Annotated in this window: 35 protein-coding genes, 1 tRNA gene and 1 pseudogene; 6 read left to right on the top strand and 31 right to left on the bottom strand. The window is 43.9% G+C overall.

The genetic code is table 11. The annotated features are described in order from the left end of the window. Window positions 1–36: 36 nt before the first annotated feature. The 6 genes from IE164_RS10320 to IE164_RS10295 all read right to left on the bottom strand — a co-directional run bounded on the left by IE164_RS10320 (window position 37) and on the right by IE164_RS10295 (window position 7,022). A complete protein-coding gene (locus IE164_RS10320; protein ID WP_189630162.1) occupies window positions 37–495 on the bottom strand; it encodes a hypothetical protein in 459 nt (152 codons plus the stop codon). A gap of 29 nt (window positions 496–524) precedes the next feature. Continuing rightward, window positions 525–2,456, bottom strand: coding sequence for a RecQ family ATP-dependent DNA helicase (locus IE164_RS10315; protein WP_189630161.1), 1,932 nt, complete (start codon window positions 2,454–2,456; stop codon window positions 525–527). 98 nt (window positions 2,457–2,554) lie between these two features. Next, the gene (locus tag IE164_RS10310) at window positions 2,555–3,328 is read right to left on the bottom strand and encodes an enoyl-CoA hydratase/isomerase family protein (protein WP_189630799.1); all 774 of its coding nucleotides are present in this window, start codon (window positions 3,326–3,328) and stop codon (window positions 2,555–2,557) included. Next, a complete protein-coding gene (locus tag IE164_RS10305) occupies window positions 3,325–5,403 on the bottom strand; it encodes a ComEC/Rec2 family competence protein (RefSeq protein WP_189630160.1) in 2,079 nt (692 codons plus the stop codon). Before IE164_RS10305 ends, IE164_RS10310 begins: the two co-directional genes overlap by 4 nt. Window positions 5,404–5,638: 235 nt before the next feature. After that, window positions 5,639–6,079 carry a GNAT family N-acetyltransferase gene (locus tag IE164_RS10300; RefSeq protein ID WP_229838633.1) on the bottom strand — a complete coding sequence of 147 codons (441 nt, stop codon included), beginning with the start codon at window positions 6,077–6,079 and terminating at the stop codon, window positions 5,639–5,641. Continuing rightward, window positions 6,039–7,022 carry a PhoH family protein gene (locus IE164_RS10295; RefSeq protein ID WP_189630158.1) on the bottom strand — a complete coding sequence of 328 codons (984 nt, stop codon included), beginning with the start codon at window positions 7,020–7,022 and terminating at the stop codon, window positions 6,039–6,041. Before IE164_RS10295 ends, IE164_RS10300 begins: the two co-directional genes overlap by 41 nt. 89 nt (window positions 7,023–7,111) lie before the next feature. Between IE164_RS10295 and IE164_RS10290 the strand changes: the two genes are divergently transcribed. The 4 genes from IE164_RS10290 (at window position 7,112) to IE164_RS10275 (ending at window position 9,287) form a co-directional block, all read left to right on the top strand. Then, window positions 7,112–7,867 carry an SAM hydrolase/SAM-dependent halogenase family protein gene (locus IE164_RS10290; protein ID WP_189630157.1) on the top strand — a complete coding sequence of 252 codons (756 nt, stop codon included), beginning with the start codon at window positions 7,112–7,114 and terminating at the stop codon, window positions 7,865–7,867. A 66-nt stretch (window positions 7,868–7,933) separates the two neighbouring features. After that, a complete protein-coding gene (locus IE164_RS10285) occupies window positions 7,934–8,230 on the top strand; it encodes a putative quinol monooxygenase (RefSeq protein ID WP_189630156.1) in 297 nt (98 codons plus the stop codon). 218 nt (window positions 8,231–8,448) lie between these two features. Then, window positions 8,449–8,530 (top strand) — tRNA-Leu (locus IE164_RS10280). Window positions 8,531–9,068: 538 nt separating this feature from the next. Continuing rightward, window positions 9,069–9,287 carry a hypothetical protein gene (locus tag IE164_RS10275; RefSeq protein ID WP_189630155.1) on the top strand — a complete coding sequence of 73 codons (219 nt, stop codon included), beginning with the start codon at window positions 9,069–9,071 and terminating at the stop codon, window positions 9,285–9,287. Window positions 9,288–9,317: 30 nt separating this feature from the next. Here the strand turns inward: IE164_RS10275 and IE164_RS18640 are convergent. From IE164_RS18640 to IE164_RS10170, 21 genes and pseudogenes are all read right to left on the bottom strand, one after another. Further along, a pseudogene (locus IE164_RS18640) lies at window positions 9,318–10,046 on the bottom strand (recombinase family protein); the annotation flags it as partial. 204 nt (window positions 10,047–10,250) lie between these two features. Beyond that, the gene (locus IE164_RS10265) at window positions 10,251–10,496 is read right to left on the bottom strand and encodes a hypothetical protein (protein WP_189630154.1); all 246 of its coding nucleotides are present in this window, start codon (window positions 10,494–10,496) and stop codon (window positions 10,251–10,253) included. A gap of 2 nt (window positions 10,497–10,498) precedes the next feature. Next, window positions 10,499–11,155 (bottom strand): hypothetical protein, encoded by a 657-nt coding sequence (locus tag IE164_RS10260; RefSeq protein WP_189630153.1) that lies wholly within the window; start codon window positions 11,153–11,155, stop codon window positions 10,499–10,501. A 12-nt stretch (window positions 11,156–11,167) separates the two neighbouring features. Further along, entirely contained in the window at window positions 11,168–11,518 is a 351-nt protein-coding gene (locus IE164_RS10255) for a hypothetical protein (protein ID WP_189630152.1), read from the bottom strand. Then, window positions 11,508–14,393, bottom strand: a complete 2,886-nt coding sequence (locus IE164_RS10250; RefSeq protein ID WP_189630151.1) for a hypothetical protein — start codon at window positions 14,391–14,393, stop codon at window positions 11,508–11,510. Before IE164_RS10250 ends, IE164_RS10255 begins: the two co-directional genes overlap by 11 nt. 58 nt (window positions 14,394–14,451) lie before the next feature. Continuing rightward, on the bottom strand, window positions 14,452–14,688 hold the full coding sequence (locus tag IE164_RS10245) for a hypothetical protein (protein WP_189630150.1): 237 nt from the start codon (window positions 14,686–14,688) through the stop codon (window positions 14,452–14,454). A 51-nt stretch (window positions 14,689–14,739) separates the two neighbouring features. After that, window positions 14,740–15,387, bottom strand: coding sequence for a hypothetical protein (locus tag IE164_RS10240; RefSeq protein ID WP_189630149.1), 648 nt, complete (start codon window positions 15,385–15,387; stop codon window positions 14,740–14,742). 12 nt (window positions 15,388–15,399) lie between these two features. Next, window positions 15,400–15,723: a hypothetical protein gene (locus IE164_RS10235; RefSeq protein WP_189630148.1), complete on the bottom strand. Its 324-nt coding sequence runs from the start codon at window positions 15,721–15,723 to the stop codon at window positions 15,400–15,402. Window positions 15,724–15,725: 2 nt separating this feature from the next. Then, window positions 15,726–15,983: a hypothetical protein gene (locus tag IE164_RS10230; protein WP_189630147.1), complete on the bottom strand. Its 258-nt coding sequence runs from the start codon at window positions 15,981–15,983 to the stop codon at window positions 15,726–15,728. A gap of 3 nt (window positions 15,984–15,986) precedes the next feature. Next, entirely contained in the window at window positions 15,987–16,385 is a 399-nt protein-coding gene (locus IE164_RS10225; RefSeq protein WP_189630146.1) for a hypothetical protein, read from the bottom strand. A gap of 208 nt (window positions 16,386–16,593) precedes the next feature. Further along, window positions 16,594–16,854, bottom strand: a complete 261-nt coding sequence (locus IE164_RS10220; RefSeq protein ID WP_189630145.1) for a hypothetical protein — start codon at window positions 16,852–16,854, stop codon at window positions 16,594–16,596. After that, window positions 16,851–17,420, bottom strand: coding sequence for a hypothetical protein (locus IE164_RS10215; protein ID WP_189630144.1), 570 nt, complete (start codon window positions 17,418–17,420; stop codon window positions 16,851–16,853). Before IE164_RS10215 ends, IE164_RS10220 begins: the two co-directional genes overlap by 4 nt. Continuing rightward, window positions 17,417–17,617: a hypothetical protein gene (locus IE164_RS10210; RefSeq protein WP_189630143.1), complete on the bottom strand. Its 201-nt coding sequence runs from the start codon at window positions 17,615–17,617 to the stop codon at window positions 17,417–17,419. Before IE164_RS10210 ends, IE164_RS10215 begins: the two co-directional genes overlap by 4 nt. Window positions 17,618–17,634: 17 nt before the next feature. Next, entirely contained in the window at window positions 17,635–18,327 is a 693-nt protein-coding gene (locus IE164_RS10205) for a hypothetical protein (RefSeq protein WP_189630142.1), read from the bottom strand. Window positions 18,328–18,379: 52 nt separating this feature from the next. Beyond that, window positions 18,380–18,574: a hypothetical protein gene (locus tag IE164_RS10200; RefSeq protein ID WP_189630141.1), complete on the bottom strand. Its 195-nt coding sequence runs from the start codon at window positions 18,572–18,574 to the stop codon at window positions 18,380–18,382. Beyond that, window positions 18,567–18,860 (bottom strand): hypothetical protein, encoded by a 294-nt coding sequence (locus IE164_RS10195; RefSeq protein ID WP_189630140.1) that lies wholly within the window; start codon window positions 18,858–18,860, stop codon window positions 18,567–18,569. Before IE164_RS10195 ends, IE164_RS10200 begins: the two co-directional genes overlap by 8 nt. A gap of 3 nt (window positions 18,861–18,863) precedes the next feature. Then, complete coding sequence (locus IE164_RS10190) at window positions 18,864–19,295, bottom strand: hypothetical protein (protein WP_229838631.1); 432 nt, start codon at window positions 19,293–19,295, stop codon at window positions 18,864–18,866. Then, window positions 19,264–19,569, bottom strand: a complete 306-nt coding sequence (locus IE164_RS10185) for a hypothetical protein (protein ID WP_189630138.1) — start codon at window positions 19,567–19,569, stop codon at window positions 19,264–19,266. Before IE164_RS10185 ends, IE164_RS10190 begins: the two co-directional genes overlap by 32 nt. Window positions 19,570–19,632: 63 nt before the next feature. Further along, the gene (locus IE164_RS10180; protein WP_189630137.1) at window positions 19,633–19,806 is read right to left on the bottom strand and encodes a hypothetical protein; all 174 of its coding nucleotides are present in this window, start codon (window positions 19,804–19,806) and stop codon (window positions 19,633–19,635) included. Then, window positions 19,799–20,071, bottom strand: coding sequence for a hypothetical protein (locus tag IE164_RS10175; RefSeq protein WP_189630136.1), 273 nt, complete (start codon window positions 20,069–20,071; stop codon window positions 19,799–19,801). The genes IE164_RS10180 and IE164_RS10175 overlap by 8 nt, the downstream gene beginning before the upstream one ends. Continuing rightward, on the bottom strand, window positions 20,064–20,285 hold the full coding sequence (locus IE164_RS10170; RefSeq protein WP_189630135.1) for a hypothetical protein: 222 nt from the start codon (window positions 20,283–20,285) through the stop codon (window positions 20,064–20,066). The genes IE164_RS10175 and IE164_RS10170 overlap by 8 nt, the downstream gene beginning before the upstream one ends. A gap of 75 nt (window positions 20,286–20,360) precedes the next feature. On the opposite strand from IE164_RS10170, the gene IE164_RS10165 reads away from it, so the two are divergent. Further along, entirely contained in the window at window positions 20,361–20,708 is a 348-nt protein-coding gene (locus IE164_RS10165) for a hypothetical protein (protein ID WP_189630134.1), read from the top strand. Here IE164_RS10165 and IE164_RS10160 read toward each other — a convergent pair. Beyond that, window positions 20,691–20,876 (bottom strand): hypothetical protein, encoded by a 186-nt coding sequence (locus IE164_RS10160; protein WP_189630133.1) that lies wholly within the window; start codon window positions 20,874–20,876, stop codon window positions 20,691–20,693. The genes IE164_RS10165 and IE164_RS10160 overlap by 18 nt on opposite strands. Window positions 20,877–20,974: 98 nt before the next feature. Between IE164_RS10160 and IE164_RS10155 the strand changes: the two genes are divergently transcribed. Further along, window positions 20,975–21,433 (top strand): hypothetical protein, encoded by a 459-nt coding sequence (locus IE164_RS10155; protein WP_189630132.1) that lies wholly within the window; start codon window positions 20,975–20,977, stop codon window positions 21,431–21,433. A gap of 44 nt (window positions 21,434–21,477) precedes the next feature. Here the strand turns inward: IE164_RS10155 and IE164_RS10150 are convergent, their stop codons facing one another. The 3 genes from IE164_RS10150 to IE164_RS10140 all read right to left on the bottom strand — a co-directional run bounded on the left by IE164_RS10150 (window position 21,478) and on the right by IE164_RS10140 (window position 23,710). After that, on the bottom strand, window positions 21,478–22,257 hold the full coding sequence (locus IE164_RS10150) for a hypothetical protein (RefSeq protein WP_189630131.1): 780 nt from the start codon (window positions 22,255–22,257) through the stop codon (window positions 21,478–21,480). 1 nt (window position 22,258) lies between these two features. Beyond that, entirely contained in the window at window positions 22,259–23,419 is a 1,161-nt protein-coding gene (locus tag IE164_RS10145) for a tetratricopeptide repeat protein (protein WP_189630130.1), read from the bottom strand. A 102-nt stretch (window positions 23,420–23,521) separates the two neighbouring features. Beyond that, window positions 23,522–23,710: a hypothetical protein gene (locus IE164_RS10140; protein ID WP_189630129.1), complete on the bottom strand. Its 189-nt coding sequence runs from the start codon at window positions 23,708–23,710 to the stop codon at window positions 23,522–23,524. Window positions 23,711–23,776 lie beyond the last annotated feature (66 nt).

The raw sequence follows: 23,776 nt of genomic DNA, 5'->3' as shown, positions 1-23,776 counted from the left end.
TCGATTAGTTGATGAACAATTCGATCGGCTCGTTTTCTAAACACCTTGCACAATAGCCTGTTCCAAATCTTTAATTATACCCATCAGGGTATACAGTATCTCCCTTAAATCTTCTACTGAAGAGAATTTGGGAAGATTGTACTTCTTGCGGTCAAATTCATAACCCATTTTCTCAGGGATAAAATCGAATCGACCCGCAGGATCTATATACTGCCCTTCATGCCTAATGACTAAAATAGTCTCTACCTTTCCTCTCCAAAGCCCGAAGGTCAGGGTAAATTCGTGACCGGAGGCTAAACTATAGGTAGTGCTTAAAAATTTTTCCTTCTTATTGTGCTCATAAGACAAGCCAAACTCATCTAATACTTCTTTGTAGGTAGCTATTTCATAGCTATCCATACTGGTATCGTAACTATTGAACTTATGGCATAAGGCCCTGTACCGTTCTATAAAATTTATTTTCTCAAAAAAGGGAGTTGTTGTGTGTGTATTCATCGGAATTGAATGTTTAATAAGAGTCAAATTCAATGGCTTCTAGAGGGTTTTATGTAGCCGTACGAATCATAATGCAAGTCACCATGGTCTATAAGTTCAGCCAGTAACTCTAGCAGCAGCTCTTTGTTGCGTGGTTTTATTTTTTTAATCAATTGCTCCTCACTATAACCTGTTGAAGCAGCCAGTAATTCGTCAATAGCTTTTCGGTAGGTCGCCTTTTCTTTGTGGTCTTGTTCATGCTTGTGTCTGTCAATACAATTGTCGCACACCTCACAACGGCCGTAGTCCGTTTCACCAAAATAAACCAGTAGTTGCCGGGTGCGGCACTCTTCCCGGTTGTGAACATAGGCCACAACCGACTCCATTTTACCCATTTTTAGTTTACGCTTAGCCTTCAGTGCCTTTTGATCTATGGGCAACTTATCCGTTGGCTGACGGGGCATTAAAAAGGCAAGCTGCGGTCGTTCTTTTTGTTCGGAATATTCAACCACACCGCGCTGCTGCAAATGACTAAGGCTTTTTCTAATGTCGGCCACAGACTGTCCCAAGAGGGCCGAAAGATTGTTTTCTTGCAGGGTAACAAAGTTCTGATACAACTCTCCACCATGTAGCCTTAGCAATGCCTTAATAAGGGCATCGAACTGGGCATTGGCAATCTGAAACTCATACATTTTTCGCTGATCGATGGCGAAACGCACTTTACCTGGACTGAAAAAAGACTCTGACAAATGGATTACACCATGCTCGCCAAGAACCTTAAGGGCATGATATACCTCCAAAGGATGGCGTTGAAAGCGTTTAGAAAACAGGTCAAAATCAAAATCGAAGCTTTCATCGGGCCAGCTACCCACAGCCAATTGAAAGAAATTACCCAACATTTGGTACACTTCTTTTAGGGTATCCAGTTCAGGAAGAGCCTGCTCGGTTTTTCTGCGCAAGTGCTCAATATCGGCCTGATTGCAGATGATAAGGGCAAAAGCTTTTTTCTCATCTCTGCCCGCTCTTCCTGCCTCCTGATAGTAAGCTTCGAGATTATCGGGCAGATCCATATGTACAACCACCCGAACATCGGGCTTGTCTATGCCCATACCAAAAGCATTGGTGGAAACAATCACCCGTGTGCGGTTATGCACCCAATCTTCCTGTTTGGCGCTGCGCTCCTGAAAAGTAAGTCCTGCATGGTAATAATCGGCCGAAATATGATGTTGACTAAGCCATTGTGCCACTTCGCGAGCATGTTTTCGTGTGCTCACATAAACCACTGCACTTCCCGACACTCTTTGCAATACTTCCAGTAGCTTGCGTTCCTTATGTTCTTCGAACCGAACAGAGTAAGATAAATTAGGCCTGGAAAAACTCTTTACAAAGCACTGAGGGTTACGCAACTTAAGCCTGACTTCAATATCTTCCCTTACCAATGGGGTGGCCGTGGCTGTAAGTGCAATGATGGGGGGCTGTGGTAACAGGTCGCGAAGATCCGCAATTTCCAAATAAGCCGGTCGAAAATCGTAACCCCATTGCGAAATACAGTGGGCTTCATCTACCGCAATCAAGCATACTCCACGCTTTGCAACTACTTTTTTTATACGCTCAATGAACAGTTCGGTCTTAAGCCGCTCGGGCGAACAGTAGAGAAATTTGAGGTCGGAGTTGGCCGCATTGTCCAGCAAATAATCAATTTCACGCTTACCCTGCCCTGCGTGCAGGGCTTCGGCTGCAATGCCTCTTTTCTGCAATTGATTTACCTGGTCTTTCATTAGGGCAATGAGGGGAGAAATGACCAGGCAAAGCCCATCCATGGCCATAGCCGGCACCTGAAAGCAAATGCTTTTGCCTCCACCGGTGGGTAGCAGTGCCAGCACATCTTTCTGTTCCAACACAGCTTTTACAATATCTTCCTGCAAAGGCCTGAAGGCAGAATAGCCCCAATACTTTTTCAGGATGTCTATTGGCTGGATCATTGCTTGAATATAGCGATCAGAAAATGGAAATCAGGTTATAATTTCTTCTAAGGTTCGGTTGTAGGGCTGCCCTATTACCTGTCTTAATGAACAGAATTCTACCAACTGGGTTTCTCCTTGTTCAGGAAGGCCGATATCCCCTTCTGGCAATCGTCTGAAGCTCTTCCTTTCGCATTCTGTTCGGCTGCATGGGCCAAGCCTTCTTCTAATGACATGGATTGTACCCGAGCGATCATCTGTTTGGTAAACTGCATGGATTGTCCTGAATTTTTACGCACCAGCTTTCTCGCAAATTCAGCTACAGAACTATCGAGCTCATCTTCTTTGACCACCCAATTGATTAGGCCCATTTCTCTGGCATCCTGAGCGCTGATCAGGTCTCCGGAGAGCAGCAGTTCTTTGGCTTTACCTTCCCCAAGCTTTCTCAAAAGAAAGACTTTAACAATGGCCGGAATAAACCCAATCCGCACCTCGGTATAACCAAACTGCGCTTGCTCTACTGCAAAAGAAAAGTCGCACACCGTGGCTAAACCGCAACCTCCGGCAATAGCGTGTCCTTGAATTTTGGCAATTACCACTTTCGGGTGCGTATATATTTGGTAAAAAAGCTCTTTTAAATGATTAGAATCGGCCAGGTTTTCTTCAAAGGTATTTTTCTGTAATTGCTGTAAATAGGCCAAATCTGCTCCGGCACAGAAAGCTGCTCCTCGAGCCGCCAGCACCACCACCTTGGCATCACTATCAGTTGCTGCCTTCTGGAATGCCTGCTTTAGCTCGCTCACCACTTGCTCATTGAGGGCATTGCGTTTATCGGGCCTGTTGAGCATAATGGTCGCCACTCTGTCTTTGACCGTATATTCTACAAAATTCATCTTTTCCATAGACTGCTAAAATAACCATTGGTAGCGACTTGATGCACAGGAATACCCATTTCCTTTGCCGCAAGAGTCAGGTAACGGCTCACCCATCGGCTGTTCGATTTATCTAACACAATGTATTGGACATGACTAAAATGCTCCAGTTGTTCCGTCCGGCTTATGGCATTGCCCGAAAGCACAAGGTAGTCTACGGGTATTTGAACTTTGCTCCACCAATGAATGTCTACTAACTCGTTTAACCAAAGAATGGTCTTCCCCTCAAAAACCGTAAGGCTTCCTCCCGGAAACGAAGCACTGGCGAGTGTTAACTCATCGTCTGCTACTCCTTGTTTAGCTCCTGAAATGAGTCGCTTACCATGTAGGCTGAACTGCTGACTTTCCGGATCGGCCAAAAAAACCTCATCGGCCAGAGCTTTAGACTGAAACCCGTGCCTAAAATCCATGACAGACTGCCGAGAGGCATCGATTACCGAAAACTCATAAGAGCGCTGATATGGAGCAAAGTGATAGGTCTGACTTAAAACAAAAGCCAGAGCCATGGCCAGGGCAAATTGCAGATAGCTCTTTCTGTGAAGCTCCCAAAAAAGAATCACACCAATAAGCACGGCATAGAGCAACCAGGCATCTAATATGGAAAGGTAAACGCCATCAATGGTGCTCCCCGGAAAGTGACTCACCTGTGTCACCAGCCAATTTACCGCTACCACTGTGCCGTTTAGCATTACCCCCAACAATGTAGCCACAGCCGACCAGAATGAGAGTGCTAACAAGCCCAATCCACCAACCAGAATAAGCGTTGCGGCCGGAATAATAAACAGGTTGGAAACTAAAAAGTAAGTCGGAAACTGATGGAAATACAACATACTTAGTGGCCCGGTAGCCAGCTGAGCGGCAACCGACACGCAAGTTATTGACCATACCTTATCGGCCAGCCAATGTCGGGGCTGCCACAATCCATATAGTTTGGGATGTAAATAAACTATTCCAAAAACGGCCAGAAAAGACAATTGAAACCCAACACTCATAATGAGATAGGGATTGTAAAGAAGCAGAACCAATGCCGACAGCGACAGGGTATTGTAAATATTTCCTCCTCTGAAAAGGGCTTTGCCCAGAGCCACAAAAGAGAACATGGTAACTGCCCGAAGTACTGAGGGAGAAAGCCCGGTTAAAAGGGCATAGCTCCAAAGCACCATTAGGCTGGCAATAGCCATCCACCATCTGTACTTTTTCCTATTGAGACGAACTTGTTTTACAAGCCCAAAGAAAATAAGATAGATTATGCCCACGTGCAAACCGGAAACGGCCAGCACATGCATAGCTCCCGTAGCCGAAAAAGAAGCAATAAGCTCATTATCCAGTTCATCTTTTACACCAAGCACTAGTGCCAAAACTACGGCTCTGGATTTGGGATTGGCTATGTATTTACCAACCTGCCCCACACAGAAATCTCTAACGAACAATGATTTGGCCACAAACCAATTGGGAGTTCCAGACCTTAGCAGGCTGAAATTATGCCCCACAAACTGCTGGTAATGAATATTCTGATAGGCCAGGTAATTACGATAGTCGAACTCACCCGGATTGGCCGGAGCCGTGGTATGAGCTGGCTTACCCTCTATCCAAACCACATCTCCATAGGATAAAGCCTGGCCTGCTTCTTTCGAAAAATAAGCATTCACCCTACCCCTACCCTTGGCAGATCTCCACCCCACATCTGTTTTTAGCTCTGAAAGTTCAATAACTACCCTCACAGTATTGTCTTTTACCTGGGGCTCCTGAATAAGCTGACCAATGTATCCTTCTGTTTGGTGAGGAAATTCTTCCGGGGCCATTAAAAACATACTCAAACGGTAACCTCCCAGATTAAAGAGCAATAAGAAACTCAGAATGGCCAAAACATGCCGATTGCTATGAGAAGACTGCCATAGCAACCATATATAGACCACCAAAAGTAAAGGAAGAATCGCTACCGGAAGTAAAACTGACTCTCCCAGGTAGTGGCGGCACACCACACCCAAGGCAAAGAAAAACGCAAAGCGAACAAATGGAAATCGCTGAAACTTCATGGTGGTGTTTATTATGTGTTCACCCTAAGCAAGTGATGGTTGTTATCTCGGATTATGCTTAGATCAAAGACAATAGCCGACCGATAACCCTATGAAGTTATTGAATTTACCTGTTGCAAAAAAGTTTAAGGAATTGATGGGTTATAACAACCAAGCCAATTTACACTCTTTTAAGTGCAATGGCCTAAGCATATGAGCTAGCCATTGAATGGTTGCTTAGTAAAGGTTAATCGCTTTAGCCTTCAATGGTCTTTTGCATCTCAAAGTGCTCTATACCTACTTCAAAAAAGCGCTCACCTACTTTTTCGAAACCAAAACGAGAATACAGGCCCATAGCATCTACCTGAGCGTGTAAATAAAGCAATGTACCCGGAGCAAGGTTTTCTTTTTCAATATAACCCAACACCGTTTGTACCAGGCGTTTTCCAACCCCTTGCCCTCTGTAGGCTTCCAGCACAGCAAAACGCTCCAGCTTCAAACCCTTGTTGGTTTCCCGGTAGCGGCATGTTCCTGCCGGCTCACCCTTCACAAAAGCAATGAAGTGCGTGGCATTCTCATCAAACTCATCGAATTCGTCTTTTTCAGGACAATTCTGACCTACAATAAACACCTCTCTTCTAATATCGAAGGCCTGATCAAGCTCCTGTTGACTCTCTATTTTCTTTACTCTTATCACTGCTGTTGTTTGGTTTGTCGTAGGCATTAATAATTTCCTTCACCAATTTGTGGCGTACCACGTCTTTAGTATCCAACTCTACGGTAACAATGCCCTTTACGTTACTCAAAAGCCTTACTGCTTCTGCCAGGCCCGAATGTTGATGCCTGGGTAAGTCTACCTGCGACTTATCGCCAGTTACAATAACCTTGGAGTTGGGGCCCATGCGCGTCAGAAACATTTTCATTTGCATGGATGTAGTGTTCTGAGCTTCATCGAGTAAAACAAAAGCATTGTTCAATGTACGGCCACGCATATAGGCCAAAGGGGCTATTTCTATAATATTATTCTCCTGATAGAACTTCAGCTTTTCGGCCGGAATCATGTCGCCAAGCGCATCATAAATTGGCCTCAAATACGGATCGATCTTCTCTTTGAGGTCTCCGGGTAAGAACCCTAAGTTTTCACCGGCCTCCACAGCGGGCCGGGTAATGATTATTTTCTGTACCTCTTTATTTTTGAGTGCTCTCACAGCCATGGCTACAGAAATAAAGGTTTTGCCCGAGCCGGCCGGACCAATGGCAAAAACCAAATCGTTTTTATTAACAGCCTCTACAAGGGCTTTCTGATTGCGGGTTTTGGGTTTAATAACATTGCCCCGATTGCCGTACACCAAAATATCGTCTTGCCCTTCTTTATCGAGGTGATGAACCTCTCTGCGCACGTAAGACTGTACACTCTCGTGGGTTATTTTGCCGTATTTATGGTAATGCTTAACCAACGACTGAACAATATCATTGATCTGAATAATCTCAGAAGCACTACCCTTAATGAGCAATTCATTGCCACGAGAAACAATTTTACTCTTGGGAAAAGCCGAGGCCACTTCTTTGATGTTTTCATTCCCTACACCAAGGAAGTCGACCATAGTAATATTATCGAGTGTAATGAGTTTTTCTACCAAATTTTCAGACGCTTATGAATGATTGTCTATGCTTAAATTTTCAATAATTTTGCTTTCACTAAATTATAGAATAAACGCCAAAGTCACTTATGACCCTTATCACTTTCACATCAGATTTTGGACTGAGTGACCATTATGTGGCGCAATGCAAGGCCCGAATATTAGCCGAACATCCGGAAGCTCACATCATTGATATTTCGCATCAAATCAGACCATTCGATTTGGCTCATTTGGCGCATACAGTTGGCTCTGTTTTTCAGGATTTTCCCGAAGGAACCATCCACCTGATTGGAGGCGAAGCCTCAGCAGCCTCTTCACAAGACTACCTGCTGGCCGAAGTAGAGAAGCACTTTTTTGTGGTGCCTGATAGTGGTATTCTCAGCCTTATTTCGGAAAGAATTCCCGGCCATGCCATAAAACTCAGCATAAAGAAAAATGCCTATCGGGAAGTACCGGCACTGGTGGGCAAACTGGCCAAAGGCGCTTCTCCTGAGAGTCTGGGAGAAGTAACCGAGTCGTTCAAACAGTATGTGAAACGAAAATCAAGGGCTACTAAGAAAGAAATTTCCGGCCATGTGATTCATGTAGACCGCTACGGTAACCTAATCACCAACATAGAAAAAGTAGACTTTGACATACTTAGCCGGGAAAGAAAGTATGTCATTTATTTTGGTCGCGAACAAGCCCATACGGTTCAAAAAAGCATAAATGAAGTTGACCCTGGCGATGTGTTCGTAGTCTTTACTGACGGTGAAAAAATGATGCTGGGCATTAACCAGGGCAATGGCAGTCAATTATTGGGGCTGGAATATGATAGCCCCGTTACCATTCAGTTCGAAGATTAATGCCTGCCACTCCTGTTTGTGTGTTCGCAAAAAGAATCGAACTTTGGTCTATAACTTTTACCTCCGATGCTGATACGAGTTGTTCGAATGACCTTTAGACCGGAAGAAGTTGAGGCTTTTCTGGATTTGTTTCATGCCACCAAAGAGAAGATTCGCCACTTCGAAGGATGCAAACACCTGGAACTGCTTCAAGACTTTAACACTCCTCACATTTTTGTTACTTACAGTTACTGGGAATCTGAAGAACACCTCAATCGCTACAGACACTCCGCTTTGTTTGCAGAAGTTTGGAAAGCCACCAAAAGTAAGTTTGCCGATAAACCAGTGGCATTCTCTTCCAAAAAAGTGATTGAGGTGAAATAAGAACGTCAGACCGGAAAAAATAGTCCATACATTCAAGCAGGGGCTATTTTATCCGGTATCTCATGAGCGATATTTTAAAAAGAGATTCCGGATATTTTTCTTCTCTTTTTGAATTTGAGACGAAAAATTCCGGAATGACAGATTCATCAATTTTCCTCAACCTCAAGGTTGTTTAATAAAAAATCTTTACTCATTTTTGCACACCCAATTTCATAGATGCCTAGGTGGCGGAATTGGTAGACGCGTTGGTCTCAAACACCAATGCCTTCGGGCGTGCCGGTTCGACTCCGGCCCTAGGTACTGCCACGGAGCCTTCTTTCTGAGAAGGCTCTTTTTTTGTCTCTGACCAGCCAAAATCTTCGTTTTCATTGCGTAGGAAGGATATTAGCCCGTTGAGTTTTGTGGTTCGACATTCTTTTCCGTCATAAATCAGCTTTTCGGGGAATGTCGAACCAAGTATCTCACGTTGGAGATCGAGGTCACCATCACGGAACCATTTAGGTAGATTGGCCAGCGCTTCAACGCTGCCTGCAATCCATTCCTGGTTCAGTGTGCTTTGGCGCTTGTTGGCGGTAATAGACTCTTTCAGGTTGGCAATCTCCACATCTATCCGGGCCTTTTCAGCCTCGAAAATGCTCACCGGCAATTCATTCAGGAAAACCCTTCGTTGTGCCTGGCTGATTTGCTCCTCCAGCTTGGTTAGTTTTCTCTCTGCAGTGGCCATGGCCGATCTGATATGCTTCTTATGATCGTTGAGTTCTTCCTGCAGAACGAGCTCGTACAACCTCAGCTCTTCTTCCGGTGGACGGATATCACTAAGAAATGAGTAGAATGATTCATGCACCTGACCAACATTGAATCTGGTCTTGCAGGGCTTTCTGCAGTGGTAGTAATGGTGGTAGGATCCGTTTCTGCTTTTGCTGGCCGATCCAGTAAGTTTGGATCCACAGCTGGGGCACTCAAGATAGCCCCTCAGCGGGAGTTGCTCCTGAGATACTTTAGGCATTCTGTTAGCCTTATTGCCTCCTTTGAGGATGCGCTGCACCTTCTCGAATAGCTCGAAAGAAATAATAGGTTCGTGAATGGCCTCCCTGATCAGCTCTGGCCTTCCAGCAAAAGCCGGCACATGCACCCTTCCGGCATATACAATTCTCCGGAGTAGATCGCTCATAGTGCTTTCCTTAATGTCTTTACCATACACCCTTCTTACCTGAATTCTGAGCTCCGCCTGTGTGAGCACCTGTCTGGAGAACTCTTCGAATATGTAGCGGATAATCTTGGCATCACTATTAGGAATAAGGCTACCGCGCCCGTTGATCTTGTGATTGTCATAACCAATAGGGGCCATGTTTGGCCAGTAACCTTCTCTCAGGGATCTGTTAATACCCATGGAAGTACGAAGGGCAATCTGCTCACGCTCCACCTCTCCGGAAGTGAGATAAGTATTGAGCTGATATTTCGATTGGGGAATATTGAAATCGATGGGTTCGAGAATAGCATTCACTTCAATTCCCTTGCCCTTTAGAATGCGAATCTCAGTGAGAGCAAATTCTACATGCCGGGCGAAACGGTCCCATTTGAGCACATAAACTTTGCTCACATTTAACCGGGATATATCTCTCTTCAGCTGCCTCCAGTCTGGGCGGTCGAAGCTCTTAGCACTATAGCCATCATCTATATATTCACCGGCCAGCACTTCGTTTCTTCTGGCAACTGCCTCTTTCATGAAATCTATCTGATCCGGAATTGAGAAATTTTTATTCTGATCATCGGAGCTCACGCGGGCATAGATGATTACCTGGTTAGTATTTTCCATGATGTTGAATTGAGTGTTGTACAAATTAACGATTAACCTTCATTATAGCAGGCGGACGCTCGTTAATTCTGGCTTTGGCCAACCGTTGAAGCCTTAAGAGGCATGCAGCAGCTTCTTCTCTGGTATAAGATCTACCGGAGGAGTTACTGTTCAATATCTTCTGTGCCTCTTCGGGGGTCAATTGGTCAATAGTTAATTGGTGAATTAGTCATTGGTAGACTTTCGCTTCTCCAGCTTTCTAAAAAAGTCTTCCATTCTTGGGTCATAATTGGGGTTGAGGCGTCTGAGATTGCGCTGTACGAAATTTACCAGACCATTTACCCGTACACGCCAAGCATGGCGCTTGTATCTGCGCTCTTTAGGTAGAAATATCTTTCTTAAATAGATGAATGCCACATACCCAAAGCATAACACCTTAACCAGTGACCAGATGATTGATAGAATTTCCATGGCTAAAAGGGTAGGTCTTCACGGTCTTCCGGATAAAAGCAGTCGTGTCCACATCTGGGACAAAAGGTGTTTGGAACACCCTCTTTATTGTTCTTAATCCTATCTGCTCCTTTGTGAACAAATCCACAACTAGTACACTCAACCAGTTCATCAGGATCAAAAACTATTGGCTTAGGGTTATGCATTTCATCAATCCAACTCTCTATTTCCCTTCGCTTTGCCACAATTATTGATAAGAGATGAAATTTGAACTTGCAGTAAAGAGCGCATAGCTCTCTTACAGTATCAGGGAGTTCAACTCCTATATAAGGAGAAAGTCTTTCACCTTCGTATTCACCCTCTGGTTTATCGAACTGAAAATAAACTTCCTTATTCTCAACATTGAACCAAAAATTCAAATCAGTAACAACGAAGATTTCGGCTTGCTTTTCATCATTAAAAGCAACATAGATGTGATTAATACCTATTCCATCTTTCTCCTCTTCATTCATGGCCTCATAATACTCACAGTCATTCCATTTATTGAAATCATAAATACAGCTGGCTTCTAGGAAGGCAACTGTTACATCGTTCAGATCCAAGTCTAGCAGGTTTTTTGGTGCACCTTTTTTAGGCCGTATATGCTTAAAAAACTGCTTGTCTATTTCTTTGATATCCATGCTCCTAATTGTTTAGTTATTCATTCTGTATTGGGTTAAAAACTGTTCATATACCGGACGGAACCGTTCTCTTGCTTCGTGCTCTTTGTGGAAGTAGTCGCGCAAAGCCACCATGTAGTCATATTCCGTGATGAGGTTAAAGCCAACCAGTTTATCCAGGGCTTCTCCAAAGTCATTCTCACACTTATAGGTCTTCTTCTTTCGCTTGTGTTCGAATGAGTAGCCCTCATCGAGCAGCACCACGCGTACGGTGAAAATTGTCATCTCAGTGATCTTAATGAGTAGGTACTCCTGAGGGTGCTTCAGGAAGATGGGATAGTTCTCTTTGCAGAGATCTTCGATTGTTGCCGGTTTAGAACTCATCTGATATCTGTTTTAAGTTGTTATCTATTTCCTGATCTGCCTGACGCTTGTCTTCATTGGCCATCCAGTCTTCTGTGGCCACGAAAATCATTTCCGTGGTTTTGCCGTTGTGCAAGCGAATGATTCTGTTGTTCCTCTCATCTGTTGGGAGAGGGTTGTAGGTGAGGTTTGAATACATACAATAAGCCTCTAGCTTATCTTTAAAGCCTTGAGAGCTGAGTTTGAATTTACCTCCTACTTCCTTCTGGTATTCTTCCATCACTTCAGCTTTCACCAATTCTTTGTTCAGGTTATCACCTGCAGGGCTAAAGAAGACCTCAGCCCAATAGAAGAAAGTGTCGCCCATTTTGCTACGAAGGTTCCTAAGCTCCATCTGGCTCATTGGCGGATACACCGGTTTAGGCAACTGCAGATACAACTGCAGGCACTGCATCATAAAATTGTAGAAGCGGTTCCACTCTTCAGGAGTGGTGTCTTCATCGAGAATATCATGGCCAAATTCTGCATTGATTTCCCGGTGTTCTCTGTAGCCATCGCCTGCCAGGTGATAGTAATCACTAAAAAGCATAGGGAACAAGCGCCTGCGAATGGAGGGGGTGGTATCTCTTAATCCATAGTTTGTAGTGCCTACAATCAATGGGGCTTCATCATTACTCATAGTGAAGCGTTTGCCGAACTTTGGGTTAACAGAAAACGATCCTGACGTATAAGTGAACAACATTCGAAAATCGAAGTATTCATCCAAATCATCGAACAGGATAAAGTCGGTGTCTTTGGTTACCTCGGTAAATAGGTGCTCTTGAGTCCAGAGCTTTTTGTCCTTACCGTTTATCTTCACCATTCGGCTCATGGCAAAAAGGCCCGTTTCGAAGATCATAGACTTTCCGGATCCACCGAAAGATTTATTGGCATCGCTCAGGCGGTAGTCCATGGCCAGTGGCACCCATGGGCGGCTACGCTTTCTGTTGCGGTGCATTACGTAGCCTATCACATACATTTTATTGAGCAGCTGCAGCTTCTGCTCGCGGATCTCTTCAGCTTCCAGATTAGGCCCTTCTATGCTGAATTTGTATTTCTCCAGGTATGCCCTTCTCTCTTTGGGTGGAAGGTTATCTAACCGATCTTCCAGTTCCGCTTGCCAGTGTACTCTCGATGTCTGAATGAGGTAGCGGAAGAACTCGCAATCATCATTCAGTATCTCCAAATCTTCAATTACCTGCTTACCATCTTCATCTAAAAAGTGGGTGACTTTGAAGAATGGCTTTTCAATCTGGAAGCCTTTCTTCAGTCCATTCTTCAACACCTTTTCTTCCCATACATACTTATCTATGGTACCTGGTTTCAGTTTCTCAATACCATCGGCCGACACCATAAAAGCGCCATTACTGAAGAAGTAGATGCGGCCATCTTTAAAGTAGCTGCGAAAGTCTAACTCAGTCTCGTGCAGATCTGTAAGGGCTGAAGGGTTGAGCCTTGGTGTTCTCAGGAAGAAATCGCGAAGCTTGATGTCTTCTCTCCTTTCGAACAGAAAGCGGATTACGAACTTCTTTACGTCTATAGCATTCACTTCTGCCACTATATTTCCATCAACATGAATGAAAATGAAGTCTTCCTTTACTCCCTCCTTTCTGTAGATGTAATATCCATTCCTGGAAAGGAAGTTGAACATATAGGTGTCACGTACCTCATAAGTGATCTTTCCATTCTTGTTCACGTAGCTATCCCAAAACTTCATTGGGTAGCTTATGCGAAGCAACTGCTTAAACTCACTGCTTGCTCTGTCTCGCTTCCACTCGCAGAAGTCTAGCAGATCTTTACGCGGGTTGCCCCTCCAGTCTTTGGCATTTCTCAGTTCTGCCGGCAACCAAATGGTGTGAATATCCATGTAGATCATGGCCAGCTTATGGCCCTGGATAATACCGGTGTTATCTATGTCTGGCAGGTTGTAGATCTTCTCGGCATACTTCTGCATGTCCATCATCTGCTTGCCGGTGATCTTGGCACTCTCTGAGTTCTTCCAAACCACAAAGTAGCCCATGCCGGCAACGTTCAGTGCATCACGGTCACCACTACAGATGATGAGCTCAGGAATTTTGGTTTCCTTTCTGTCTTCCTTGCTTTCAGCATCTTCTTCAGTTTCTTTATAGTCAGGAGCCTCCCACTTATTGTTATCTAGGTACCATTTCTTTGCCTGAGCCAGACCGTGAATGAAGTTGGTGTCCTTCTCACTATCTACGGCATAACGGAAACGGTCTTTTTTCTCGAATGCCAGTGGTTGGTAGATCTTCTTAAAGCCTTCTTCATGAATAACCAGGATAGGATAATTCTCGCGGCTGTTCCAGGTCATTACCTTTCCGTTCTTTACCATGGAATAGCTCTTTACTGCATGCCAATGGTAATAGGCCATTTTCTCTATTTTGGCATAAGGCCCCAATACTGAAAGCCACTCTTTAGGCATCTCTTCCAGCTTGTAAAAATCGAAAGTATAGGTACCTTCTTTTTCATCTGGTTTTGCATCTCTAGAATTGAAATCCGGTTTGCGAACTTGTTTGAGTTGCTCCTCCGGCATTATGCCCCACTGAATGGCAATCTGCTCCAGGGCAGTTTTGTAGTCTACTCCTTTCACGTGTTGCCAGAGCTGGATGGCGTTTCGTTTTTCCGAATCAGCACTTTTGCCCGAACCACCCCAGTCGGTAGCAATCCAGTTGCCATCTGGCATTTGCTTTATACTGGTGCTCGGGGTATTCTCATCTTCTCTCAATTTAAAGTGGCGGTTGTTGCCAACGCATTTGGCAGCAGCAGGGCAGAGGTGAATGATAATATCGAGACCACCATTGGTCCGTTTTAGTATCTCATCGTGTTCGAAGTATGGCATTTGGGGAATTTGGGGGTTTGGGTAAATGGTATTGAGTATTGAGTGCTAAGTACTGAGACTATGTATAGGCATCGGAAACTGGAACGACCCTATATACCTTACAAGGGTATGAATCGGCTTTTACAGCAGCCTCGAAATCGGCTCCACGTTCGAATACGTTGCCATTTTTATCAACCCAAATCCACTGCTCAGATCCTCTAATTTTATCAGGCAAACATTCAGGCACACTATTAACCCAATGGATTTTGCTTATTAATTCGAAAAGGAATTCGACATTGACAGATATCTTTTCCATAGTTTTCAATTTTGTGATTGTGAAATTTGATTATTAGGACTTGGAGGTGTGTTAGAATGGCGGTGCTGGCCCTTTTACGAATGATAGATCCCACCAACCTTTTTCCTTTAACCAGGTGATGGCTGTATGACCTCCCATTATTGTAGCCTCACTCTTGATTTCATCTAGGAATGTTTCCGGAGAATTACAGTTATAAACCTCAACCTTCTCCCCTACTTTATAAGCCCGATTAAAAGTGTCAATCTGTGATTGGAGCTGTTGTTGTGTTGGGGTTTTTATAATTGCTGTTTCACTATCTGTCTCTACCAGATGGAGTAGTATTGTTTCTGTCTGATGACCTTCTTTATCTGAACATGGGTTGCCTATGTAATCGACACCAGACAAGTGGAATGTGAGAAAGGGGAATCGGCCAGTGCTGCGAACCACATTAATCTCTAGCTTATAAGGCTTGATTTCCGGCTTACCAATGATGTTGGCTGCTGGCTTAACCTTGAGCATCATTTTACATTTTATGCCCTTGTAGTTTCTGGCAAACTCTTTGGCTAAGAATACAATTTTCGGAAAGCTCAATTCATTATCCTCATTGCATTTCTCTAATAGGTACTCTGTTAGCGCTACTTCAAATGCTGGTCTGGTGGCGTAGATGGTTTGGAACACCATCCACCGGGAATCTATAAGTCGGTGGGTTTTTGATTTCATTGCTATTATTCTTTAAAACCAACCGAACCTCCAGTAACCTGACTCTTTGTCTAACCTTGAAATACTAGTATTAGGCACTGCTTTTGCCCATTCCTGAAAGTCTGCTTTCAGTTCCTCCGTTGGGTCTTCTACATAGAAGAAAAGGCTTTCCCAACCGTTGTCGTACTTTTGGTCATAGCCGCATACCATATTCCTCCTAGGATTCGATTTTTCTTCTTGACTCCAATCGGCAGTATCCTCTGGAAAGGCGGGTATTAACAAATTTGGTATGTGCTTATTCTTAACCTGATTAAAGACAGTGTAAGCAACTTTTACTGATTCAAAACATAATGCCATAATTACTGATTTACTGTTTTCTGATTTCTATCTCTATTTCTACTGAGCGCAAGGCTCTTCTTTTCCTCCCTACTGAGGCATGAGCTCACGCTGGAGTGATCTAGCCGATGCGCTTTAATAAACCTGATCATCTGCTTGCGTATTTGGTGTATTTTTTTTTGCAGACGCTTATCATAGGGCCGGCCAAGCAGCCCCTCCTGCAGCTCCGTAAATCGCTGCTTCATAATGCCTAGCTTCCAGAGTTTGGTGGAGTGGTTCATTATTTAGGCTGCAGCACTTTTAGTAATTATTGAGTATAGAGTCATACCGTCTACATCCATGGGAGTTGTAGATAAATTCATTCTGAATGATTTCATCCCTTTAGTATTTGGAATGCTGTCTTGAATTTGCTGAACTAATGCACGACAGTTAAATGATAGGCTGTGATCCTTCACCCGAATGCTAAAGCAATCTGGTTCACTATAAGCTGATATACTTACATACCAGTCTTGAGGTCTATCTTCATCTTGATGAAATTGAAGCCCATGACTGCTGCTAATGCCCAATTCCTTTACAGCCATTTTACTAAATGAGATTAAACCAGACTTTACATTGATTCTGATTAACGGTTGACCTGTGATAACTACAGGTAAGTTTTGAGGGGAATACGTTTTAAGTTTCATATCTGAACTATTTAATGTTGATGTGAGAAAACATCCCCGGATCTTTTCGCGCTGAGTCCGGGGAATTGATAAAAACTATTGTATGAAAAAGCCTGTCTGTTGACAGGGTGCCCGGCTCCTAACACCTGGCGCAACGCTCCGTATGAGGGCTGCTTTGTTCCCCTTCCAGCGGTCGAGGCTGGAAGAGGCCTGATTTATTAAATAGATATTAAATGGTAGCCACGGCCGTCTGCCGAGCTGTATTATCGTAGGCGCGTTCACGGATCTTCGTGATGGCGTATTGTCTAATGGTTTTGGGTCTGTTCAGGGGTAATTCCAGACCCTTCATCTCTGCCAGGAAGTTGAGTTTGCTTATCACCTCAGGTCGGTTGAGGGTAACTTTTTCCTGCTGCAGTGCTTGCTGTACTTCTTCAGCTGTGGCATTGATGCCATTGCTGTAGATGCTGTTGGTGTCGGATAGTAGATTCATTTCCATACTCCGTTTTGATTAACTGCTTCACGCTGAGTTGGTGTCCAACTGTCTTCCCTAAGATCTTTATGCTCTTGAACCCACCTCCAGACATATTCCTTTACCATTTTGAACCATAGTTTTTGAGAAGACTGAACCTCAATAGTTCCGTTAGAATTTCTTTCGGAATCTTTCATATATTCATGAATTTCACCAGTCATTCTAACCATTGGAAGGTATAGCCAAGAGGGCGTGTATACGATGGCGAGTTTATCTGCTACACAAAGTTTGGAGAAGCTAGCGCCATTCTTTTTCGCCAGAAATCGGGAGTGATAAAGGGTAAACTCAAACCATTTAAAGCCGAACAGAAAACCCATGAGGTTAGCTCCCCAATAAGGGTGTAGCTCCCCTTCCTCACCATCCATATTAGGCTTGCCAATGTAACCCAGGTCATGAACGAAGAAGGCCAGCCATAAACGTGGATCAAAAGGGAAACCATACAGTTTATACCACGAATAGGCAACAAACCAAGGGTGTATAAAAAAGCAGTGCGCACCTATAAGGATTGATTTTGTTCCAATTTTCATTTCAATACCTCGCTTTCTATTTCTGTGATGGTTGTAGCCAGCAGCCTTGGGTAAATCTGGTTAAACAGACTTCTGGCCATTGGCTTATCCCAGGCTCTTAGTATTTCATGCCCCGTGTTTTCTTGCAAGAGCTTGGCATGAGGGTTTACCCAGTCTACCCGGAAACGGGGCATTACTACGGGCTCAGGGGTTTTCATGAGTTCGGTAATTGGGGTTAGCATGAGACCTCCTTTTCTGTAGACCCCTCAGTTTGTTCTTGGAGAATCCCGCCTTCTCGGGAATGACAGGCCGTGGTACTGTGTTGGCCGGCTGCGAGTTTCATGGTGTCGTGGGCCAGGAGAATGGCTCCGGACTGGATGATGCGCTCGGTCAGATCGTGACCTTGTTTTTCGTTAATCATTAGGTTGTGCTGCCATGGATAGAACTGCTTGTTGTCTGTGAGGCGGTAGATGGCAAAGCGTAAAAGGTCATCTCTAAAACGGTAGAGCGATAGATCTCTGGCAGTGGTGTAGCCTCTTACAATCTGCCTTTTTCTCTCTGCCTGAATGAGTAGTATTCCCATTCCTGGTTCGTGCTTGCGCTGGTCTATCTCCAGGGCAATAAAGGCCAGGGCAATGCGCTGCCATTGTTGTTGGGTGAGGCGCTGTCGTTCTGTTCTTAGGGCACCCAACCATTCTATCAACTCTAAGGGGAGTGAGCCAGTGAGCCAGAAGATGGCTAGGTGAAGGTAGAGGTTTGCCGGTGTTTTTGCCGGTTGCTCCTCTACCTGGGGAGTTTCATCCGGGAGATTGCCGCGCTCCACTTCGTTCGCTCGCAATGACGGTCCGGGGGTATAGTGGCCGATGATGATCATCTGCTGTATCATCTTTACTTCGGCCAAAATTTCTGTTGTGAATTTGTCTGACATGATTTTGGGGTTAGTTATCTGTTATTCGTTATCAGTTATCAGTGTTTACTGATCACCGATTTCCTATTTTACTCTTTTCCTGAGCCTCGCAAGAAGACTCGCAACTGCATTGAAACTTGCCACATGGGCCAAGGCCGGTGTCATGTTCCGGACGGGGTTTGAATTCTACATGGGTGTAGCCCCACCGCTTGTATTTGGCCACCAATGCTGCATTGGGTGGGCCGTATAGTGTTATGGTACTAGGCATGAATGGGGTTGCTTACAAGGGTTATGATGTCTACAATGCGGTGATGCTTTGGCGTATAATCATCGACCGACTTTGGAAGAAGCCTCTGCAGCTTGTCTGCACGGTTGGCAATGGCCACATACCTTACATCTCTAGGGCTGAAAACCTTGTTCTTAAGATTTACCTCCAGGTTGAGCACCGTTGGCCATAGGCCTTTGGAAGCATTGCCCTGCGTTATGTCTCCCTTAATGCTGCGAATGATGTTGAGCAGCTCGTGAGTTTCGTTGATAGGTTTGGACTTAGTCATTGGTCAATCTTTATGAGTTGAATCTTCTAACTTTAGAATGAGAGGCCACTCCACAGGGCTGGAGTAATTATTCAGATTGAACCGGTAGGTCTTTTTAGTCTCGATGTTGTTGAGCTTATCCAGGTGCCTCTTCAATAGGAGTGACTTGAACTGTATGGCACTTGTATCTCCATTTACATTGGTAAGTCTGAATGGCACCTGATCTGAAGTTTCTCTCTTCGTGCTGATTACCAACATTCCATCTCCTGTTTGTATAAACACGTTATCACCACTTTTTAAACCTGAGTATTCTGCCAAACCAGCACTTACAATCAGATTATTATTAGTGCTCACAGAAACGAAGGCTTTCAAATGACCTCCTACATGCTCGTTGAGAACACTTTGAGTAATTGGCTGTAGGCCTTCAGATAGTTTCTTTTGATTGTTGTCTTCCATAGTTGTCTGCATATTTTTCCAGCGAAGCCGGTAGTTTTTTGTAGAACCTGTTTTCGTCTGCCGCACCCGGTAGCTGTGGCCATGGGTGGTTAATTATCCAGAGTAGCCCTGCGGCATTTCTGGCTTTGAGCATGGCCTCCTTTTTGTCGGCTAACTCTTTGTATTTCTTTAGCCCAAGTATGTTCTCCGGGTCTGCCGGCCATGGGTTGGCTTTGAGCCACTCCGATGGCATTTTGGAGCGAGTTTCGAAGAGAGCTGCTTTGTGAATGGCCATCTGGTTTTAGGGAATTGGTGAATTGGGTAATTGGTCATTAGTCATTGGTCAATGGTCAATTATCTAAACTCGTACATAGTCATCGGGATAAATGACCACATCGTGGCCATCTCTACCAGTCCAGGCTTTCCCCTGGGCATCGATACTGGATACCTCAATGGTTTCACCAATACGAAACCCTTCTTTGTGTAGCTCCAGATTGGTGCCCGTTAGCTTGATCAGGATCTTCTTAGCCATTGGACACCTCGCTTTCCCAAAAGATTTGGCATTGTGTCTCAATACTATCGATCACCTTGAAAGACTCTTCATCACCTTCAGGAAGGTTTAGAGTGATTAGCAATAGCGATGAAACGCCACCGTAAAAAGCTCTCTTCAACTCTCTGTATTGAATGGAGTCTAACTGGCCTTTGGCCAATCCCATTTTCTCCAGGTAGTTGTTAAATGCTTCTTTAAGATCTCCTGACTTTAAGAAGGCATCTACAGTAGTAGACTGATCACCCATTGGACACCTCGCTTTCTGACCCCACCGGCTGCGCCACCTCCCCTTGGTAAGGGGAGGAAAGTTCATAGCCTAATTGTTCCAGGCCTTGCTCAAAGATGAAGCGGGCATGGTCGCTATCGGTTTTGGGCTTGTTGCCCTCGTTTACCAGCCGCTTGTTTTCTTTGGTGGCAAATTCTTCGAAGCGCTCCCGCTGGTCCTCAAAGGGGCGGAGCATCAGAGGCGCCCCGAGTTTTCTTTTGCTGTTTTCACTCATTGTATTATTGTATTATTGTATTTTCTGATTCTGCTGATGAAGGCGTTTAGACACACCCGATTGTACCTCGATGAAATGGAGGTGTTTGAAGAAATGGCCAACTGGCCACCAATGCCCCAATTGGAGAACCTTACCGTGGCACAATACCTGGAGAGGCATACAACAAACCAACCTTTTGCTTTCTGCACAGTGCTGGATAGTGAGGTTATATGTTTGTTTAAGACTATCGTAAATGAAGACCTCACCCACAGCCGGCTAATGCTTTCAATAACCAATAAGAAGCATGCAAGCGAACCACTTGGCTTTTGGGCAGCATTTAACAATGACCCTGCATATCCGTTGATTGAGAAGCATATACTGAGCGAATTACACGGCATGGTCTGAGCCCTCCTTTGCTGCATCGCAAGCCTCTAAGTGCTTGATAAAGTTTTCAACCATCACCTCAAAAGGTGGTAGGTTCATTGGCCCCAGAATGTAAAAGCCGGTATCCCAAATTTTTATTTCAGTGCCATTTTCTAACACTACTCTCTTTTGGCCTCTTTTTTGTATCATTGTATTGTTGTATTGATGTATCAAATGTGGGAAAATATTTCCCACAAATCAACCATGATTGGGAAATATTTTTACACTTTTTACAATAATCACCGTCAATGACCGAGAATCAGCGATTTAAAGAAGCTGTAGAACACCTTCAAGAATCCGGAGAACTTAAGTACAAGAAGGATTTAATGCACATCATGCAGGTTAAGCATGAGCGCGTTAGAAGTGTTTTGAAGGAAGGAGGTCCCAAACTCGATAACCTTGAGCTAATACAGTTGCGAAAAAAATTCCCACATATCAATTGGGACTGGGTTGTTTCCGGAGAGGGTGAAATGCTGAAAGTGGCTGAAAGAAATATTCAGGATCCGGAAACAGTATATCAATCCAAAGCCTGGAAGAAAGCTGAGTTAATAAAGATAAAGAGCCGAACCAGCACACTAGATAAGGATGAGCAGATTGAACTTTTGCTAGAGCGCCTGGCAGAAACTGAACAGGCCCTAATGGATATTCAGGAGATTAACCAGCGCGGTTGGTTGGATACCATGAAGGAGTTGATTAAAGGGAAATGATCCCCGGCTTCGCCACTCCTCCCCTTGGTAAGGGTGAGGACTCTCTAATCACGCTTGTTCAAAGGAAGGAAATTCAGAAAATTAGCATAGTCAGTTTCGTAGTAGCAATGCTCAAAGAGCTTCTCTTTCAAATAGATTTTTGCGTTTCCAGGTTTGTGCTCACTGACTATTCCACTTACAATACTCCCTGACTTCCCATATTTGGCATATATCTGAAACTGAATAATACCTTTGTCAGGGTATGGTGCAAAATGTAGCACAAGGCTAAACTTATCCATGAGCTTTGAATTACCTGGTATGTCCATCTTAGATTCGATCAACTCAATAGGGTTTTCATCTCTACTAACATATCTGAGCTCAACCATATCGAGTAGATTAATCTCAACCATGTTTATCTGATCGAATTTAACAGTGGAGATTTTATTCAATTCAGACTTAGCAAAGACATAGGCATAAATACTCTCATTAGATCTCCATTCTTCTTTTATTGTAGGGTAGTTGTAATAGCCACTTCTAAATTTTTTCAATAGCACATAGAATTCTTGATTTCCAAAAGAACCTTCTCTCAGCTCGTAGCTAATGAAATTATCAGTGCCTAAACCGTATTGCTCGTAAGTGAGTAAACTCTTGTATTCCCCTGATAGGTAAACAGGAATTGTGTTTTGCAGAGATACCCAATCTCCTTCTGGATTAAGCATCCATCCAGTGGCCTCCTTTAATTCTCCGATATTTTCGAAACTCACCTGAGGCTTATCTCTAGATATTCTCTCCTGCGCAAACGCTGTGAATGGCAATGTCAATAGTATTAATAATAGCTTTTTCATTTTACATTCTGGCTTTCTGTTGAATTTGAGATGCGCGGAAGTTACTCACCACTTCTCTAATCAGGAGGGCACTGAGCACAACTACTATGGCTATAAGACCCCATTTAAACCAGAAGTTACGGGTTGTTACCACGCTAGTCATCTGTTTCTGAAGCTTATAGTTTTCGGTTTTGGCCATCAGCATAGAGAGTTCAAACTTCTCATCTACCAGGGCACTTTTAAATTTATGCTGCTGCTCAAGACTATCGAAAATACGATTACTCTCATTGCCGGCCTGAAGTTGACCTAATGCAAAATGTGCATTGGCCTTGTGCCGGTATAGTGAATAGAGCTGAGGGGAAGATTCAATGAGCTGATAATGCTCTAGTGCTTCATTCGCCACCCTCAATGCTTCAGCTGGTAGTTCCCACGCCACATACATAGCGGTAGCTTCATTCAGAAGATCGAAATAGTAGATTGCATTTTTCTCATCTTTCGGCATGGTGGCCATAGCGTGGTTGAGCATATCTCTGGCTGAAATCTCATTGCCCTGCCTTGCGTATGACCTAGCTAGGTTTTTATAATAAAAGGCCATGTCTAAGTTTGGTATGGTAGGGTTTTTCAGTAAATCCAGAAAATAAGTTTGGGCTTTATCCTGATCTCCCAATTCGTAATAAGCCAGCCCTAATTGGTTGACCAACTGAATTCTATACTGGGCAAACTTTTCTTCATTCTCTGCCTTTTTGAGAAGCTCCAGAGTAATATCTGTGCTTTTCTGGTACTCTCCGGCCAACCTCAAATACATTGCTTTGAACTTTAACAAACCAAACTCTTCCAACTCCCAATCATCTATCTCGCTCTTTCTGGTTTTGTTTAGGTATACCAAAGCACTGTCGGCACATATTACAGCCAACCGTGGCTTTTTAATCATCTCCGCCATTTTAGCCTGATTGCGATAGTACCGATAGATTCTCCTGTTGTCGGGAGCATCCATGGTTTTGAGCAGGGCAATAGCATCTACTGTATTAATTAGGGCAGAATCGTATTTTCCGGCAGCATCTAGCCGGGCACTGACTTTAACTATTTCCTTTACCCTTAAATCTATGGCCAGGTCTTTCTCAGAAGTTTTTGAACAGCTTAATATTAAAAGAGAAATGGCTACAATGGTGAGAAGTTTTTTCATGCGTCTGATGGTTTATTGTAGAATTGGGCGATGTAATTAAACAAAAAAAGGTGTAAGCCACAATAGCCACACCTTAATTGTCTTTCTGTAAAACCTTGAAGCTTAATCCCAAATGGTAGAATCTTTCCGCTCACCTCCATCATTACGAAGATCTTTGAGTTGAACTGAAGTGGTATCTGCAGTAATAGACTGAATATCGATAAATGCATCAGTGTCGGTTGAGTCATCACAGGCTAAAAACATGCAGCCAATTACCATGGCCACCAAAACAAGGTTGAAAATCTTTTTCATGTTAACTGTTCTTTAGGTTTAAAATGTTTGAATCTAAAGATAGTTAACTGATTGGTTATGGTTTAG

The sequence above is a fragment of the Roseivirga thermotolerans genome, from assembly GCF_014653175.1.
GTDB classification, from domain to species: Bacteria; Bacteroidota; Bacteroidia; order Cytophagales; family Cyclobacteriaceae; genus Roseivirga; species Roseivirga thermotolerans.
This window is presented reverse-complemented; position numbering and strand designations above follow the sequence as displayed.